Source organism: Asticcacaulis sp. P4_H10, from assembly GCF_056400965.1.
In genome coordinates this window covers 198,630-215,551 of record NZ_JBFUKH010000010.1, presented here as the reverse complement: position 1 = coordinate 215,551, position 16,922 = coordinate 198,630, and the positions used below count along the sequence as shown (strand labels likewise).

Annotated in this window: 12 protein-coding genes; all 12 read left to right on the top strand. The window is 62.4% G+C overall.

From position 1 onward, the window contains the following. Window positions 1-150 precede the first annotated feature (150 nt). The 12 genes from AC1DON_RS18980 (at window position 151) to AC1DON_RS18925 (ending at window position 16,916) form a co-directional block, all read left to right on the top strand. On the top strand, window positions 151-591 hold the full coding sequence (locus AC1DON_RS18980; protein ID WP_476936383.1) for a GlcG/HbpS family heme-binding protein: 441 nt from the start codon (window positions 151-153) through the stop codon (window positions 589-591). Between the two features lie 87 nt (window positions 592-678). After that, on the top strand, window positions 679-1,269 hold the full coding sequence (locus AC1DON_RS18975) for an RNA polymerase sigma factor (RefSeq protein WP_476936382.1): 591 nt from the start codon (window positions 679-681) through the stop codon (window positions 1,267-1,269). Further along, the gene (locus AC1DON_RS18970) at window positions 1,256-2,218 is read left to right on the top strand and encodes a FecR family protein (RefSeq protein ID WP_476936381.1); all 963 of its coding nucleotides are present in this window, start codon (window positions 1,256-1,258) and stop codon (window positions 2,216-2,218) included. Before AC1DON_RS18975 ends, AC1DON_RS18970 begins: the two co-directional genes overlap by 14 nt. Before the next feature lie 137 nt (window positions 2,219-2,355). Continuing rightward, entirely contained in the window at window positions 2,356-5,436 is a 3,081-nt protein-coding gene (locus AC1DON_RS18965) for a TonB-dependent receptor (RefSeq protein WP_476936380.1), read from the top strand. 121 nt (window positions 5,437-5,557) lie between these two features. Beyond that, complete coding sequence (locus AC1DON_RS18960; protein ID WP_476936379.1) at window positions 5,558-8,476, top strand: TonB-dependent receptor; 2,919 nt, start codon at window positions 5,558-5,560, stop codon at window positions 8,474-8,476. A gap of 64 nt (window positions 8,477-8,540) precedes the next feature. After that, complete coding sequence (locus tag AC1DON_RS18955) at window positions 8,541-9,860, top strand: BNR repeat-containing protein (RefSeq protein WP_476936378.1); 1,320 nt, start codon at window positions 8,541-8,543, stop codon at window positions 9,858-9,860. A 384-nt stretch (window positions 9,861-10,244) separates the two neighbouring features. Continuing rightward, complete coding sequence (locus tag AC1DON_RS18950; protein ID WP_476936377.1) at window positions 10,245-11,873, top strand: sodium:solute symporter family transporter; 1,629 nt, start codon at window positions 10,245-10,247, stop codon at window positions 11,871-11,873. 57 nt (window positions 11,874-11,930) lie between these two features. After that, window positions 11,931-12,698 (top strand): FadR/GntR family transcriptional regulator, encoded by a 768-nt coding sequence (locus tag AC1DON_RS18945; RefSeq protein ID WP_476936376.1) that lies wholly within the window; start codon window positions 11,931-11,933, stop codon window positions 12,696-12,698. Window positions 12,699-12,800: 102 nt separating this feature from the next. Further along, window positions 12,801-13,901: an ABC transporter ATP-binding protein gene (locus tag AC1DON_RS18940; RefSeq protein WP_476936375.1), complete on the top strand. Its 1,101-nt coding sequence runs from the start codon at window positions 12,801-12,803 to the stop codon at window positions 13,899-13,901. Beyond that, window positions 13,898-14,764, top strand: coding sequence for a carbohydrate ABC transporter permease (locus tag AC1DON_RS18935; protein WP_476936374.1), 867 nt, complete (start codon window positions 13,898-13,900; stop codon window positions 14,762-14,764). Before AC1DON_RS18940 ends, AC1DON_RS18935 begins: the two co-directional genes overlap by 4 nt. Then, on the top strand, window positions 14,761-15,606 hold the full coding sequence (locus AC1DON_RS18930) for a carbohydrate ABC transporter permease (RefSeq protein WP_476936373.1): 846 nt from the start codon (window positions 14,761-14,763) through the stop codon (window positions 15,604-15,606). The genes AC1DON_RS18935 and AC1DON_RS18930 overlap by 4 nt, the downstream gene beginning before the upstream one ends. Continuing rightward, window positions 15,603-16,916, top strand: coding sequence for an extracellular solute-binding protein (locus AC1DON_RS18925; RefSeq protein WP_476936372.1), 1,314 nt, complete (start codon window positions 15,603-15,605; stop codon window positions 16,914-16,916). Before AC1DON_RS18930 ends, AC1DON_RS18925 begins: the two co-directional genes overlap by 4 nt. Window positions 16,917-16,922: the final 6 nt, after the last annotated feature.

Sequence of the window (16,922 nt, the reverse complement as noted above, 5' to 3'; positions counted from 1 at the left end):
ACGCTTTCGGTATATCGCTCACCCCAATTATCCGGAATGCCCCCTGCCTTCCGGATAACCTCCAGGTGTTTGTTACTCCCCGTTTCAGGCACTCAACCTTCCCACCGGTGGCGATTTTTCGCCACCGGTCTTTTTGCCGAGATAAAGCCGATGATTGTCCTGTCCCTGTTCCTTACTGCCGCGGCGGTCGGAGATTTGCCGCTCGACCAGTCCGTGGCCCTGGCCAGGTCTGCCGTTTCCGTTTGTGCAGCCAGGGGCGCACTGGTCAGCGCGGCGGTGGTCGATGCCGATGGTATTGCGATCGTCATTCTGAGGGGCGATGGCGCGAAGAAGGCGCCGGTCGCAGCACCCCGCAAGGCTGCCACGGCCGTCAAGTTCCAGGCGCCGGGCTCGGAAATGGAGCCGCGCGAGGCCTCCGACCCGGACTTTGCCGCCCTCATCAAGGCCAATCCCGAGCTGAACGCCCACGGCGGCTCGCTGCCCATCTACAAGGCCGGCAAGCTCATCGGCGGCCTGGCGGTCGCCGATACCGATCACGCCACGGCTGACGTTTGCGCGCGTGAAGCCCTGAAAGCCAATCCTGTAAACTAACAAAACGGCTGGCACCGTCAGACGGAGAAAATAATTTCTTGGCGGAAAAATCTGTATCATTCGTTGTGGGTTTCAGAAGGAGGCCACATGAGAGGGGCTGATCCGGAAACGGTCGCGTGGGTAAGCTCGCATATTCTGCCGTTCGAAGCCGAACTGCGTTTGAAGGTGCGACGCTTTTGCCGGAGCGCGGAGGAGGTAGACGACCTGATTCAGGACGTTTATTTCCGCCTGCTCAAACTGACCCGGACGGAACATATCAGCGATCCGCGTGGCTACCTTTTCCAGATGGCGCGCAACATCATCATCGACCAGGCGCGCCGCGACCGCATCGTGCGGTTCGAGGCGATCCAGGATTTGGACGAACTGGCGGCGGATGGTGGACCGACGCCCGAAACCGCCACCATGGCGCGGGCCGAACTGAAATGGGTGCTTGGCGTCATCGCCAATCTGCCCGAACGCTGCCGGCAGGTCTTCCGGTTGCGCAAGATTTACGGGTTTTCGCAGGCCGAAACGGCGCGCGATCTGAATATCAGCGAGAATATCGTTGAGAAGGAGACGATGAACGGCATGCGGCTGATTGCCGACATGGTCGCAAGAGTTGGGGTAACGGAGTATGGTGCAGCGCGCACCGACGGATTGGTCAGGGGCGCCGCAGCGAACACACATGTCAAAGATTGATGATGAAGCACTGGATTGGGTGGTAAGGCAGTCGGGCGACGCGCTCTCCGACGCCGACCGCATCGCTTTCGAAGCGTGGTACGACGCCGATCCGCGCCATCAGGGGGCCTATCTGCGCGCCCAGGCTATCTGGCACAGCCTCGACAAGGCGACCGTCCAGTCCAACCTGCGCCCGGATGTTCAGGCGCCGAAAGCCGTCCGTCCGGTGGTGTCGCGCCGTGTTCTTGTCGGCGGGATCGCAGCAGCAGCGGCCTCGGCGGCAGGGCTGTGCGTGCTGACGCTGACCAACCGCTCGCAAACCGAAATCCAGACCGCGCTTGGCGAAATGCGGAAAGTTCCGCTTTCCGATCGCTCGGTCGCCAGCCTGAACAGCGACAGCCGCGTGCTTGTCGACATGACGCCGAAACTGCGCCGGATCGTTCTGGTCCAGGGCGAGGTCCTGTTCGAAGTTGCCAAGGACCCGAAGAAGCCTTTTGTCGTCGAGGCAGGTAATGTCCGGGTACGCGCGGTCGGCACGGCGTTTTCCGTCCGCCGCAAGGCGCTGGGCGCCGAGGTGCTGGTCACCGAAGGCGTGGTCGAGGTCTGGAATGGCGGTGCCGCGCCCAAACGGCTGCACGCTGGTGATGGCGCCTTTGTGCCGGACGCGAAGGAAGAGATCACGGTCAGCGCCCAAGCCGAGGATATCACGCGCAAGCTGGCCTGGCGCGAGGGCAAGATCATCTTGCAGAACCAGACGCTGGAAGCCGCCGTCGAGGAGTTCAATCGCTATAACCGCATCAAGATTTCCATCGAAGACCCGGCCATTCGCAACGAACGCCTGGTCGGCCAGTATCGCCTTGATCAGCCCGAGGATTTTGCCGACACTGTGCGCGAACTGATGGATGTGCCGGTCAGGGTCGAGCCGGAACGTATCCGGCTGGGCGATAAGAAGGCTTCGGACAAGCGATAGATTTAACCTCGGTAACGGGGCCAATAGCGGACAAATCCGCTATTCGAATAAAAAAGTACAGGCGAGGGCCCCGAGGGATGAACGGTGCCGGGTATGGGACAGGGTGGTTCGGGCTGCTTTCAGCGGCCGTCCTTGTCGTGTCCGCGTCTCCGGCCGGCGCGGGTGCGGCTCACAAGGCATTCAACATCCCGGCCGGACCCGCTGCGAAGACCATCCCCGCCTTTATTCGTCAGTCCGGCGTCGAAATCCTGGCCAATACCCGGGACCTGGACGGCGTTGTGACGTCGGCGGTATCGGGACGCATGACACCCAATGCGGCGCTGGGCGTCATGCTTGCAGGCGCCGGCCTCGACTATCGTGTCAAGTCGAGCGGCGCGATTGTGGTCGTCAAGGCGGCCGTCACGCCCGAGACTGACGACGACGCGTCGGAGGCCGCCGGGCCGGCCGTCATCGTCAACGGCTATCGCCGCAGCTATGCCGACGGGATACGGCTCAAGCGGGCGACGATCGCGGTCAGCGACGCGATCTCTTCGGATGGCCTGGGGCGTTTCCCGGACCTCAATGTCGGTGAGGCCGTCCAGCGCATTACCGGCGTTCAGATCAACCGCGAGGTCGAGGCGCGCAACGCCACGATCAACCTGCGCGGCCTGCCCGGGACGTTTGCGCGAACCACGCTCAACGGCCAGGCCTTCGCCGAGCCCATCCTCGACAGTTCGACGCCGCTTGGGGCCTTCAATTCGGATATCTTCAGCGCCATTTCGATCATCAAGAGCCCCGCCGCCAGCAATCCGTCCGGAGGCTTGAGCGGAATTGTCGATCTGAGAATCCAGCCGGCCGGCGGGCGCAAACCCGGCGGCTTCGCCAAGATCGCCTATGAGTACAATACACTGGGCGGAACGACGAGCCCGGCCGCCAGCATCAGCTATACGATCAAGCCCAACGTGGACTTTGCTGCCTTTGGCGCGTTGGCCATCAAGGAAGAGCGGTTCCGGCGCGACTCGATCAATTTCAGCCAGTACACGCCGCTGGCCGCCAATACACCGGGGTTCGCGTCTCTTTACGCGCCTTACTATGCGCCGTTTCAGCCAGACGGCAGTTGCCCATCGGGAGAGACCTGCGCGGCGGCCGGCACCGGAGCCATGGACCGGCGCGGTGTGCTGTTTCCTTCCGATATCCGCCAGATTTCGAAGTACAACGCAGGCCGCCTGATCAGCGCCGCCGCAGGCGTCGAGTACCGGCTCAGCGACCGGCTAAAGCTGACCAGCAACGGCTTTTTCAGCCGGCGGACGCTCGATCAGAACTATATGGAGATGATCGAGGTCGACCTGCGCCCGCTGGCGACGACCGTGTCGCCGTCAGCACCGGCATCGCGCCTGCAGGACGGCTCGGCCTTTGTCGATCGCTTCAGCTTCGACACGCCGCAGGTCAATCTGTCAGCACGCTCTGAGCCGACGACGCAGCAGGTCTGGAGCCTCGACAGCCAGGCGCAGTGGGCGGACAACGACTGGACGTGGACGGGCGCCATCGTCCTGTCCCAGGCGCGCAACTATCAGGAACAGACCCAGGTCGACTGGCGCACTGCGGCGCGATCCAGCACCGGGCTGTCCGGCACCTTTTCTTCCGGCGGGACGGATATCGGTGGTTACGAACTAGCGCTCAACAGCGCCGATATCCGCCAGACCTATGGCCCGTGGACGTGGCTGGATCAGGCCAATCCGTCGTTCCAGCAGAACGCCCTGGGCGATCAGGTCGTCGTCGCCGGGAGTTCAGGTTACGCCGAAAACCATCTGTCCGCCGTCCAGGTCGATGGAGAGCGGCGGTTCTTAGGGCAATGGATCGACAGCCTGTCCGGAGGCGTCCGGCTGGAAGACGCGCGCTTCCTGTCGCGCGGCTATCGCACCAGTGCCAAGGGTGTGCAGGTCGATGCCCTAGGGCCTGATCTGCTGCATCCGGGCGTCAGCAGTGACTTCTTTGGTGGTGTCGCGCCCGGCTTTCTCGAACGCACCATGCGCGTTGATTACGACTATGCGCTGTCGCGGCTGCGACCAGTGACCGTCGGGACCGGCGACAGTCTTACAGAGACCGGCTGGATCAACGACGCCACCAACGGCTCCTACAGCAATGCCAATTTTACGGTCGTTCACCGCACGGCGTCGGCCTATGCGCAAGTGCGGTCGGTCATCGACCTGCAGGGCGTATCCATCACCAGCCTGATCGGCGTCCGCATCGAAGATACCCAAAAGACGGTCGATACGCTCAACCGGCATAATGCCGACGACGGATCGCCAAGCTACGATTTTGCACGCTTCACCTCTTCCTACCGGCAGTGGCTACCATCGATCCTGATCGCGGCTAATCTTCGTGACGACCTTGTGCTGCGCTTTGCCGCCTACCAGACCTATGCCCAACCCCAGCCGCGCAATCTGAGCCCGGCCACAACCGTCACCGCCAACTCCAACGGCTTCCATATCGCCTATGGTGGCTACGATCTCAGGCCCTATACCGCCACCTCTCAGGACGTGTCGCTGGAGTGGTACAACCGGCCAGGCAGTCTGCTTTCCCTGGCGGTATACCGCAAGCGCGTCACCAACTTCGTCGCTGCCGAAACGCGGCTGGAACGCCTGTGCCCGCAGGATGCGACCGCCTTCGGTCTCGGCCATCTCAGGCTGGAAGGCGAGGCCTGCCTCAGCAGTGTCCTGGTCAACGGCCGGCCGGCGATCATTACGGCCAGCGGCAATTACAACAGTGACAATCCGATCATCATCGACGGTGTCGAGTTCAGCATCCAGCAGAATTTCGACTTCCTGCCGGGGGCGTGGCGGCATTTGGGTGGCCTGTTCAACGCGTCGCTGACGCGCATTTCCGGCCACAATGCTGATGGCTCGGATCCCATCCTGCCTGGGGTTTCAGACCGGACCTACAACCTGATCGGCTATTACGAGACGCCCAGGTGGGGGGCGCGGCTGATCTACAACTACCGCGACGAATATGTGCTGGCCGGCATCAGCACCTTTACCGGCGGCAGCAGTCGCGTAAAGGCGAGGGGTCAGGTCGACGCGTCCGTCTCGGTCGTCCTCAGTCCGAAATACTCACTGTCGCTCGACGCCTATAATCTTGGCGATGCCCGGCGGTCGCAGTATCAGCGCGACGTCCGGTTGCCGCGCGCCAATGACTATGACGGACGTACCTTCACGTTGAATTTGCGGACTATTTTTTGATCTGCAATCACAGTTAACAAAATCTTGGCGGAAAATTTTCCGGCACTCGTTGAGTGGATCAGGGGGCTGCGTTTGCTGCCTCTTTAAAAAATAACTGACCAACTCAGACCGAGGAACGCACATGAAAAAGAGAGTTTCCGGGGGCGCGCTCGCCCTCATGGCAACTGTGAGCCTGTTCGCCATCGCCGCCACACCCGCCCTGGCGCAGGACGCGCCAAAGGCCGACGAAGTCGTCGTCACGGGTTTCAAGAAAAGCTATAGCGATGCGCTGAAGATGAAGCGTGCGGCGGTCGGTGTATCTGACAGCATTTCCTCGGACGGCCTGGGTCGTTTTCCCGACCTCAATGTCGGCGAAGCCCTGCAACGCATCCCGGGCGTCCAGGTCAACCGCGAAGAGGATTCGCGCAACGCCTCGATCAACCTGCGCGGCCTGCCGGGCAGCTATGCCAAGATCACGCTCAACGGTATGAACTTCGCCTCGCCGGTCCTGGGCGGCGCGGCGCCGCTGGGGGCCTTCAACTCGGATATTTTCAGCGCCATTTCGGTCATCAAGTCGGTCTCGGCGGCTGATCAGCCGGGCGGCATCAGCGGCAATATCGACCTGCAAATCCAGCCGGCACTCGGCCGCAAGGACGGCGCCTGGATCAAGGCCGGGACCGAATACAATTCGCTTGGCCAGTATTTCACGCCGTCGGTCACTGTCTCGGGCACGAAGCACTTCCTCGACGACCGCGCCGCCGTCTTCGGCACCCTGGCCTATCGTGAGGAAAACTTCCGCCGCGACTCGCTGCACTTCCCGCAATATACGACGCTCAACGCCACCACGACGCCGACCTTCGCCAGCCGCTTCGCAGACTACTATGCGCCGTTCGAGACCAATGGCAGCTGCGCCAGCGGCAACGTCTGCGCCGCTACTGGCACCGGCACGAAGGCCAAGAATGGCATACTTCTGCCGTCCGACATCCGTCAGGGCGTCAAGTACAATGAGGGCAATCTGCTGACCGGCGTCGTCGGCGCCGAATTCAAGGTCAGCGACAATCTGCGCATCGGCGGCACCTACTTCTACAGCAACCGCGACATGCCGCTGACCGCGACCGATATCCTCGATATCGACATGCGCGATGGCAATACCATTATCGATCCGACCGTCACGCCGTATCTCGGCGAGGACGGTCGTTATTACGTCGACAAGTACAACTTCACCAATCCGCGCGTCTACGCCTCCTACCGCAAGGAGTCGTTCAAGCAGATGACCAACGGCCTGAACCTGACGGCTGAATATCGCAGCCAGGACTGGCGGATCAGCGCCGCCGCCGCCCATTCCGAAGCCGAGAATTTCGGCTTCCAGAGCCAGCTCGATGTGCGCAATACCGCCAAGCCTCTGGGCGTGTCGGGCACCGGCAACGGCCTGAAGGGCAGCTTCTTCAGCGGCGCCGATGACATCGAGGACTTCGTCCTGTCCTTCACCCAGACGACGCCTCTGGTCACAGACACGACCGGCCCGTGGACCAGCACGGCCAATCCGGCCGCCGGGCCCGAACTGGCCAATCCGAACGGCAACCGCTTTATCGTGGCCGGCAGCGACTCGACGGCCAAGAACTCGGTCTCGACCGTCCAGGCCGATATCGAGCGCTTTATCGACTCGTCCTGGTTGTCCAGCATCCAGTTCGGCCTGCGCGCTGAAACGCAGGAATATACCTCGACCGGCTATCGTGGCAGCGCCGTCGGCGTCCAGAGCAGCAATATCGACAGCAAGTTCGTCGTCCAGAGCGCCTTCGCGGATGACTTCTTCGGCGGCAAGGGCGGCAACACCCTGAGCAACTGGCAGACGGTCGATTACGACTACGCCCTGTCACGCCTCCAGCCGGTGACGCTGTTGCCCGGTCAGCGCCTGACCTATGCGGGCTGGGTCAATGATCCGGCCGATGGCAACTTCACCAACAACAACTTCACCAAGTCGGACGACGTATCATCGGCCTACATCATGACCAAGATCGACACGGAAGTGCACGGCGTCCGCCTGCGCGGCCATGTCGGTGTCCGCCAGGAGCGTACCCAACAGGTCATCACCTCGCTCGACCGTACCGGCACGGGCCAGACGGCGACCTTCAAGCTGAATACGCGCGAGACGGAATATTCCAATACGCTGCCGTCGCTGCTAATCGCCGCGGACCTGACCAAAGACGTCGTCCTGCGCTTTGGCGCCTACAAGACCTTTGTCCGGCCGAACGCGCGCGACATCTCGCCAATCGGCACGACGGTGACGACCACGACCGAAGGCTATGCCGTGGCCTTGGGCCGTGTCGAGATCGAGCCCTACACCTCGAACTCCTACGACCTGTCGCTGGAATGGTATAACCGACCCAACGGCCTGATCGGCCTGGCGCTCTACAAGAAGGAAATCTTCGGCCAGATTCAGGCGGAGACGCGCGACTCGGTCCTGTGCCCGGCGGACGGGTACGGCCTTGGCCTCGGCACCTGGTCGGTTAATGGCGACAGCTGCTACAGCACGCTGACCATCACTGGCGGTACACCGGCCAAGATCGACGTCAATGGCGCGCTCAACTCGCCGACGCCACTGGAAGTCACCGGCGCCGAACTGACAGTCCAGCAGAACTTCGACTTTCTGCCGGCGCCGTGGGACAAGCTGGGCGGGGCGTTCAACTACACCTATGCCAATGTAGAGGGCACGACCGTCAGCGGCACTGCGGCGGTCCTGCCAGGGGTGTCGAAGAACTCGGCCAACCTGATCCTGTACTATGAAACGCCAAAGTTCGGTGTCCGCGCGGTCTATAACTACCGCGACCGCTATGAGCTTGCGGCCGGCGGGACGTTTGCGGGGGCGGCGCGTTCGGTCAAGGCGCGCGGCCAGTTCGACGTCTCGGCTTCCTACAACCTGTCGGACCGGATTACGCTGGGTATCGACGCCTTCAACCTGACCGACGCCCGCCGGTCCGAGTTCGAAGTCGACGAACGCAAGGTCCGCCGCGTCGATTATGACGGCCGCACTGTACAGCTAAGCGTCCGGGCGTCATTCTAGAGCCTCCTACTGGGGCTGCCTTCTACCCTTGGGCAGCCCCATTTTTTTATTTGAAAGCCGCTTCATGCGTTTGATCGCCCTTGCTCTAACCTTGCTGTTGTCGGCATCTCCCGCGTTGGCCCAAACCCCGGCAAAAGCGCCTGAGGCGATCGACAAGGTCTGGGCAGGCCACAGCGCCCGCTTTGCCATGGTCGCCAGCAAGACCCATCTCTATGTCGCCTATTATGATGCCAACCGGCAACTGACCGTCGCGCAACGGCCGCTCAACAATCCGGCGCACTGGATCTATCACAAGGTCGATACCTGGCTCGGCTGGGACAGCCACAACTATATCGCCATGGCGCTGGATGGCGCGGGCGCCGTCCACGTCGCCGGCAATATGCACGTCGATCCGCTGACCTATTTCCGCAGCGATCCCGGCGGCGATGTCCGGACGTTGAAACGCGCCTCCGTCATGGTCGATCCTGCGCGCGAACAGCACATGACCTATCCGATCTTCCTCAAGGACGGGCAGGGACGGCTGATCTACAAGTACCGCGACGGTTCTAGCGGCGCCGGCAACGAGCTTTACAACGTCTACGATGAGACGGCGCAGCAGTGGAAGGCCCTGACGTCGGCGCCACTGGTCGATGGGGAAGGGGAGCGCAACGCCTATTTCATGGGGCCGGTGCTTGGGCCTGACGGCTGGTTCCATATCGCGTGGGTCTGGCGTGAAACGCCGATGGCCGAGACCAATCACGACCTGAGCTATGCGCGGACGCGCGATCTGATCCATTGGGAAAAGGCTGACGGAACGCCCTTACCCCTGCCGATCCGCCTCAGCCAGGCCGAGATCGTCGATCCCGTGCCGGTCAAGGGCGGGATGATCAATAACAACACAATTATCGGCTTTGACGACCAGGGCCGGGCGACCATCACCTATCACAAATACGATGCCGCCGGGAACACGCAGATCTGGCTGGCGCGGCGCGAAGGCAAGGGCTGGACGAAACGCCAGATCAGCGCCTGGACCAATTATCGCTGGGACTTCAGCGGCGGCGGCTCTCTCAACAGCGAAATCTTCGTCAAGGGCGCGCGTCCGGGCGCGCCTGGGCAACTGGTCGTGCCGGTGGTGAAGCTCGGCCAATCCCTGGAATTTATCGTCGACGCCAAGACGCTGAAGCTGATCGAGGAGCGCAAGGTCGAGGGGCTGGCGGACATCGCCGCAAGGGAAGTCCACCTGGCCGATGGTCAACGCCTTAACGCCATGCAGGCGACGGCGCCGGACGGCCGGACCTTTACCCTCGTCTGGGGTAGCCTGCCGCCCAATCGCGACCTGCCACAACCCGCCATTCCGGCCCCGTCCGACCTTGTGCTGCTGCAAGGCATTGCCGATGTGAAATGAAAACGACCGGTTCTTTGCCACGACAGGTTCGCGCTGCCCCATCCGTGGGGGCATTTTTATAGCTTGAATTCCAAAAAAGAAGAAAATGGAATAATCCGATCTCAATATCTGGACCTTTTGCTCCCGTGCGCTAATCTCGTCCTTTGCGGTTGGGCGGAATGTGTGGAACTTGCGCGGGCACTCCAGGCTTTTACTTTGTGACAGTTCCAGGCGGCGAACCGGCGTCCACTTCGCCGGGAAATGCACTTTTTTGTTTTACCGCATTTCCAGACGGCGAACCGGTGTCCACTTCGCCGGGAAATGCTCTAGCCAACTGAAAAGCGTGTCTGTTACAGATGCATCGCTCCGCGGCGGGGTGGCTCGGCGATGTTCAGTTAGCTTATCATGACAACAAGTGGTCTTTCTCCGGTCGATATCGCGATCGTTGCTGCCTATAGCATCGCGATATGCCTTGCTGCCTGGTACGTGACCCGCAGTGCGCCGCGTGGCCTGAACGTCAGCGCCTATTTCTTTGCCGACAAGCAACTGCCCTTCTGGGCAGTCGGTACCTCGATCATCGCCGCCAATATCTCGGCTGAGCAAATTATCGGTATGTCGGGCGCGGGGTATCGGCTTGGCCTCGCGATTGCGTCCTATGAGTGGATGGCGGCTCTGGCCCTGATCGTGGTCGCCAAATATATCCTGCCTGTGTTCTACAATGCCGGCTTCGAGACCATGCCGGGCTTCCTGGAGCGTCGTTATGGCCGGCGGGTGAAGACCCTGATGGCCGTCTTCTGGCTCATTCAGTACACCTTTATCAACCTTACTGGCATTCTGTGGCTCGGCGCCACGACGATCGGCCATATTTCCGGCCTCGACCCGCTGATCGGCCTGGCGTTGCTGGGCCTGTTCGCCCTGTCTTATCAGCTCTACGGCGGCCTGAGGGCGGCGGCGCTGACCGACATCGTGCAGGTGACGATCCTAATCGTCGGTGGCCTGGCCATACTGGCGCTCTCACTGGGCACCATCGGCGGTTCGCTGTCTCCGGACGGCATCTTGCAAGGGCTCAGCCGCCTGCACCAGCAGTATCCCGGCCACTTCCACCTCATCTTTGCCAAGAACGATCCGAACTATGCCGAAATACCGGGCATGGCGGTCCTGGTCGGCGGCATGTGGGTGATGAACATCTCCTATTTCGGCTTCAACCAGTACATCGTCCAGCGCGCCCTGTCGGCCAAGTCGCTGCCCGAAGCCCAGACCGGCATCGCCCTGGCTGCCTATCTGAAGCTGCTGATGCCGCTGATCGTCGTGCTGCCGGGCCTGTGCGCCTTGATTCTCGCCCCCAACCTTGCGCGCGGCGACCTGGCCTATCCGTCGATGATGCGGCTGTTGCCGCCGGGGGTGCTTGGGCTCGTCTTTGCCGCCCTGATCGCCGCTATCGTGGCGTCGTCCGCCTCGAAGATCAACTCGATCGCGACCATCTTCGCGCTTGACCTGGTGCGTTCGGCGCGTCCGGGCCTGTCGGAAAAGGCGCTGGTTTCCACCGGCCGCTGGGCCGCCACGGTCGCGCTGCTCATCGCTGTTGTTGTCGCCAAGCCGCTGCTTGGCAATTTCGACCTGGTGTTTCAGATCGGCCAGAACCTGACCGGCTTCTTCGCGCCGCCGATCGTCGTCATCTTCCTGCTTGGCATGTTCTGGAAGGGCACGTCCACGACCGGCGCACTCTATGGCCTGCTGACCGGAGTCGCCGCGTCCGTGCTGTTCTTTGCCGCCAGCGCAGCCCATCAACAGACTAACCTGGCATGGCTGGCGCCATTGCGCGTCATTCCCGACATGCCCTTTCTCGACCGCGTCGGCTGGGTGTTCTGGATATCCTTGCTGGTGACGGTCGCAATCTCGAAGCTGAGACCGAACGCCGAGGCGCTTTGGATGCCGGAAACGTCGCTGTCGCAGTTTCGCACGACGCCGGCCTTCAACATAATGGCTGCCGGTATCGTCGTGATCCTGGTTCTGATCTATACGCTCCTCTGGTAGGGTGCTTGCTAAGGCCCGACAAGTCGCGCATAAGCATGAGCAGGGGCGTGTAAAACCATGGCAAGCAAGATCAGAGCCGACGGCTCGGAAGCAACGGCTGATTTCACCTTCGAAGAAGTTCCGTCACAGGGCCGTCTTCATGGTTCACTGGCGCGCCGGCTTGCGGTAGATATTTTGAACGGGACCTATAAGCCCGGCGATATTCTGCCGTTTCAGATCGATTCCAGCGAGGCGCTGAATATTTCGCGCACGCCGTATCGCGAAGCGTTGAAAATCCTGGCGGCCAAGGGCCTGATCGAAAGCAAACCCAAGCGCGGGACGCTGGTCTGCGAACGGTCGCGCTGGAACCTGCTCGATCCCGAAGTCATGGGCTGGATGTTCGAAACCACGCCGTCGAACGCATTCATGGACGGTTTGTTCGAACTGCGGCTGATCAATGAGCCTGCCGCGGCAGAGCTTGCGGCTGAGCGGCGCAGCGACGAAGAGGTCGTGCGCCTGAAAAAAGCGCTCGACATCATGGGCCGTGAGACGTTGGCGACCGAAGCCGGCCGGGTGGCGGACCTCGAATTCCATAAGGTCCTGCTGCTGGCGACCCGCAATGAGGTGCTGATTTCGCTCAACAGCTCGATCGCCGCCGCCATTGCCTGGACGACTCGGCTGAAGTCGACCGACCCGGCCGATGCGCGCAACAGTTGGCCCGACCACGCCCGCGTCTTCGAAGCCGTAGCGGCCAAGAATGCTCGCGACGCCCGATGGGCCATGGAGAGCCTGGTTCGGTTCGCACGCGAAGACACGAAGCGGTCGCAGATGCGGCGCATGACCTGAAACCCTTTCCATTCGATCTGTTTGCTTTATTCTGGCGGGTGGAAAGGGTACCAGATACCGTAAAGGCGCAAGACTCCGCCGACAGGGTGAAATACGAAAGACATGCCGTCCGCACCGGCTCTTGAATTCCGCAACGTTGCCAAGGTCTTTGACGGACTTCCGCTGTTCGGCGGCCTGTCGTTCGCTATCGACAAGGGCGAATTCTTCGTCATTTTGGGGCCGTCGGGCTGCGGCAAGACCACGCTGCTGCGGCTGATCGCCGGCCTGGAACGCGTCGATGGCGGCGACATCCTGCTGCACGGCGTGCCGATCCACAATGTCGCGCCGGGCGATCGCGGCGTCGCCATGGTCTTCCAGGACTACGCGCTTTATCCGCACATGACCGTGGCCGAGAATCTGGCATTCGGCCTGCGCAATGCCCGTGTGCCGGCCGACGAGATCGCCCGCCGCATAGCGGATGCCGCACGCGCACTGGCTATAGAACCCTTCCTCGATCGTAAACCCGGCAAGCTGTCCGGCGGCCAGCAGCAGCGCGTCGCCCTGGCGCGGGCATTGGTGCGCCGGCCCGACCTGTTGTTGATGGACGAACCCTTGTCGAGCCTCGATCCGGCGCTGCGGCTGCGCACCCGGCGCGAACTGGCGCATATCAGCAAGACACTGGCGGCCACGACCGTCATGGTGACCCACGACCAGGTCGAGGCCATGACACTGGCGTCACGCATCATGGTCATGCACGAACACCGTATCCAGCAGATCGGGACACCACTCGAGATCTTCATGCGGCCGGCCAATATCTTCGTCGCCCAGTTTGTCGGCGCCACGCCGATGAATGTGTTGGAGGGCGCGGTCCGCGAACCAGGGGTGGGAAGGGCGACCTTCGATCTGGCCGGTTCGCTGATCCCGACCGCGATCCGCCATGCCGATCTTCCCGAAAGCGCGTCATGGCGGCTGGGCCTGCGCGCCGAAGACATCACCCTGACGGCGCCTGAAGTCGGCCAGATCCGCGCTACGGTCGGCTTTGTCGAGCGGCTGGGCGAACAGTCGTGGGTCCACGTTGTCCTGTCCGATGGCCGCGAGATCGTGGCGACACAAACCGGCGTCAGCCAGTATAGCGACGGCGACGCGGTTGGCCTGTCATTTGACGGCGGCCGCGCGCACCTGTTCGACGCCGATGGCACGGCCTATCACGCCGAGGCATCATGACCGAACGGCGTGGCTGGACACACCTGTTGTTCGTGCTGCCTTTTCTGGCGGTCTATCTCTGGCTGCTGGTCTATCCGTTGCTGACCGGCATGTCGCTCAGCCTGCACCGTGCCAACCTCTTCGGTGGTGCGACCTTTATCGGCCTGGAAAACTATGCGCGGCTGTTCCGCGATGCCACCTTCCGCCAGGCGCTTGGCAACACTATCCTGTTCGTTCTTTTGTGCGTCCCGGTGCTGCTCGCCGTGGCGCTTGCCCTGGCATTGGCGCTCAACCGGGCAGGCCGGTTTGCCGCGGCCTTGCGCAGCATCGTCTTCGCCTCGTCGGTCCTGTCGGTCACGGTCATGACGATCGTCTGGCGGCAGGTCCTGACCATCGATGGTGGGATGATGAGCCATGTCGCCCAGGGCGTGGGCGCACGCCCCGTCGCCTTTCTCAGCGATCCGCACCTGGTCCTGGCCAGCCTGGTCCTGATCACCGTCTGGTGGAGCCTCGGCCTGCCGATGATCCTCTTCCTGTCGGCGCTCCAGCAGGTGCCGCGCTCGGTCTACGAAGCCGCAGCGCTCGACCGCGCCACGCCGTGGTCGGTGTTTCAAAACGTCACCCTGCCGGCATTGACCCCGGCCCTGGTGCTGGTGACCGCCTACGAGTGCGCCCTGCAATTCCAGCTTTTCGGTCAGCCACAACTGCTGACTCAGGGCGGGCCGAACGGCGCGTCACGCCCGATGGTCCTCTATATCTACGAGACCGGCTTCAACCGCTGGGACGTCGGCTATGCAGCCGCGGCCTCGCAAATCCTGTTTGCCCTGATCCTGGTCGTCGCCCTGGTGCCGCAACTGGCGCGCCGGCTGTGGGGGAGGACATGAGCGCACTGGCCAGCACACACGGTCGGCAGACCTGGGCTTGGCTCAGGCTCGCCTTTTGCGCCGCCATGCTGGCCTTCGTCCTGCTGCCGCTGCTGTGGGCGCTCTACCTGTCGTTCCGGCCCAATGTCGAGCTGATGCGTCATGCGCCCCTCAGCCTGTCTGGCCCTTATACGCTCGACAACTACGCTGAGCTGTTCCGCAACCAAACGCTCTTTCGCTGGTTCGCCAATTCGCTGGTCGTATCAGGAGCGTCGGTGGCCGGTGTGCTGGTGCTCTCGACCCTGGCAGGTTTTGCCTTTGCGCGCCTGACCTTCCCGGGCCGCAGCTGGCTATATGGGTTCGTGCTGATGGGGCTGGCCATTCCCGACCAGTCGGTCATCCTGACGCGCCACCAGATCTTCAGCGACCTGCACTGGCACAACTCCTATCTGGCGCTGATCCTGCCCGGCTTGTCGGCGCCACTCGGCGTCTTCCTGATGACAGAGGCCTTCCGCGCCCTGCCGAAAAGCCTCGAAGACGCAGCGCGGCTCGACGGCGCATCGACCTTTTCGACCTTCTGGCACATCCTTCTGCCGCAGACCGTGCCGGCCCTGGCAAGTCTTGCCATCTACACCTTTCTGCTGTCGTGGAACGACTACTGGTGGCCGCTAATCTCGGCGACACGCCCGGCCATGTTCACCCTGACCGAAGGCATGGCGGCCGCCCAGAGCAACTATATCGAAGTCACCGGCATGGGCGTTCTGACGGCCCAGGCGGTGGTAGCTGGCCTGCCGGTGCTGATTATCTACATCCTGTTTCAGCGCCACATCGTCGGAGCCGTTACCGGCATGGTGAAGCTGTGAAGCGGTGGGCGGCGCTCCTGTGTGCGCTGGTCGCCCTCGGTGGCTGCGACGCGCCCGATCCGCGTACCACGATTACGCTCCAGCGCATCTTCGGCGATTGCCGCGCCCACGTCCCCAAGTTCGGCAAGGCGACGCAGAACCCCAACGGCGAGTGTGAGATCATCACCGAACTGCTCGACCGTTTCGAGCGCGAAAATCCCGACATCCGCCTGAATGTCAACACGGTCGCCTGGCCGGGCTATAACCAGCTTTCGGCGCAACTGGCAGCCGACGATGCGCCCGACCTGGTGAGCATGCACATGGCGGTTATTCCTGACTATCAAAGCCATGGCCTGCTGGTGCCGATGGGGCGGGGGCTAGGTGAGCAGGGCGTGGCTACGACGGCCTTTACACCGGCGGCGCGGCGGGCAGTGACCATAAATCAAGAGGTCTACGGCCTGCCGTTCGACACCTGGACCCAGCTGTTCCACATCAATATGAACCTGTTCGCCAAAGCCGGGCTTGTGCGCAATGGCGAGCCCATCCTGCCGCGCAATGCCGAAGAGCTGCTCATTCAGGCGCGCCAGTTCCGCGCCAGAACTGGAAAACCTTATTTCGTCCAGTCGATCGTCAATGAGAAGGCGGCCTATGCCCGCAACCTCTATACCTATCTGTTGGCGCAGCACGAGGTCGTATTTCCGGAACCGAATCGCATCCGCGTCAACACCCCCAAGGCGCGCGAGATTGTCGCCCTGTTCCGGCAAATCTATGCCGAGGAGCTGACGACGCGCGACCAGGACTATGCAGCGGCGACGACGGCCTTCATTAATGGCGAGGGCGGGGTCTATATCGTCGGCACCTGGATGATCGGCACCTTCGATACCGAGGCGGCGCAGGAAGGCCGGCCGCTTTATCGCGGCTATCGCGTCAAGCCCTATCCGCGTCTGTTCGGCCAGGCCGATCCCGCCTTTGTCGACGGTCACGCCTGGGTCATGCCACGAAAAGACCGCACGCCGGCGCAGGAGGCGGCCACCTATCGCCTGCTGAAGTTCCTGGCGGCTCACGAAGCTGACTGGACGCGGTCGGGGCACCTGTCTTCAATGCAGGCCGTAGCCGATGACCCGCAATGGCGGGCAGGGCCCCACCGCCGCGACCTGGTGGCCATCACCAATTACGGCCAGGGCCTGCCGACCGACGTCCAGCGCCAGTTCGCCATCCAGGAAATGCTCAGCGACGAACTGGCGTCCGCCATCACCGGCCTGAAGCCGATCGACCAGGCGTTGGCGGACGCCGAGACGCGCATCAACGACATGCTTGGCAATCTGTCCTGAAGCGAT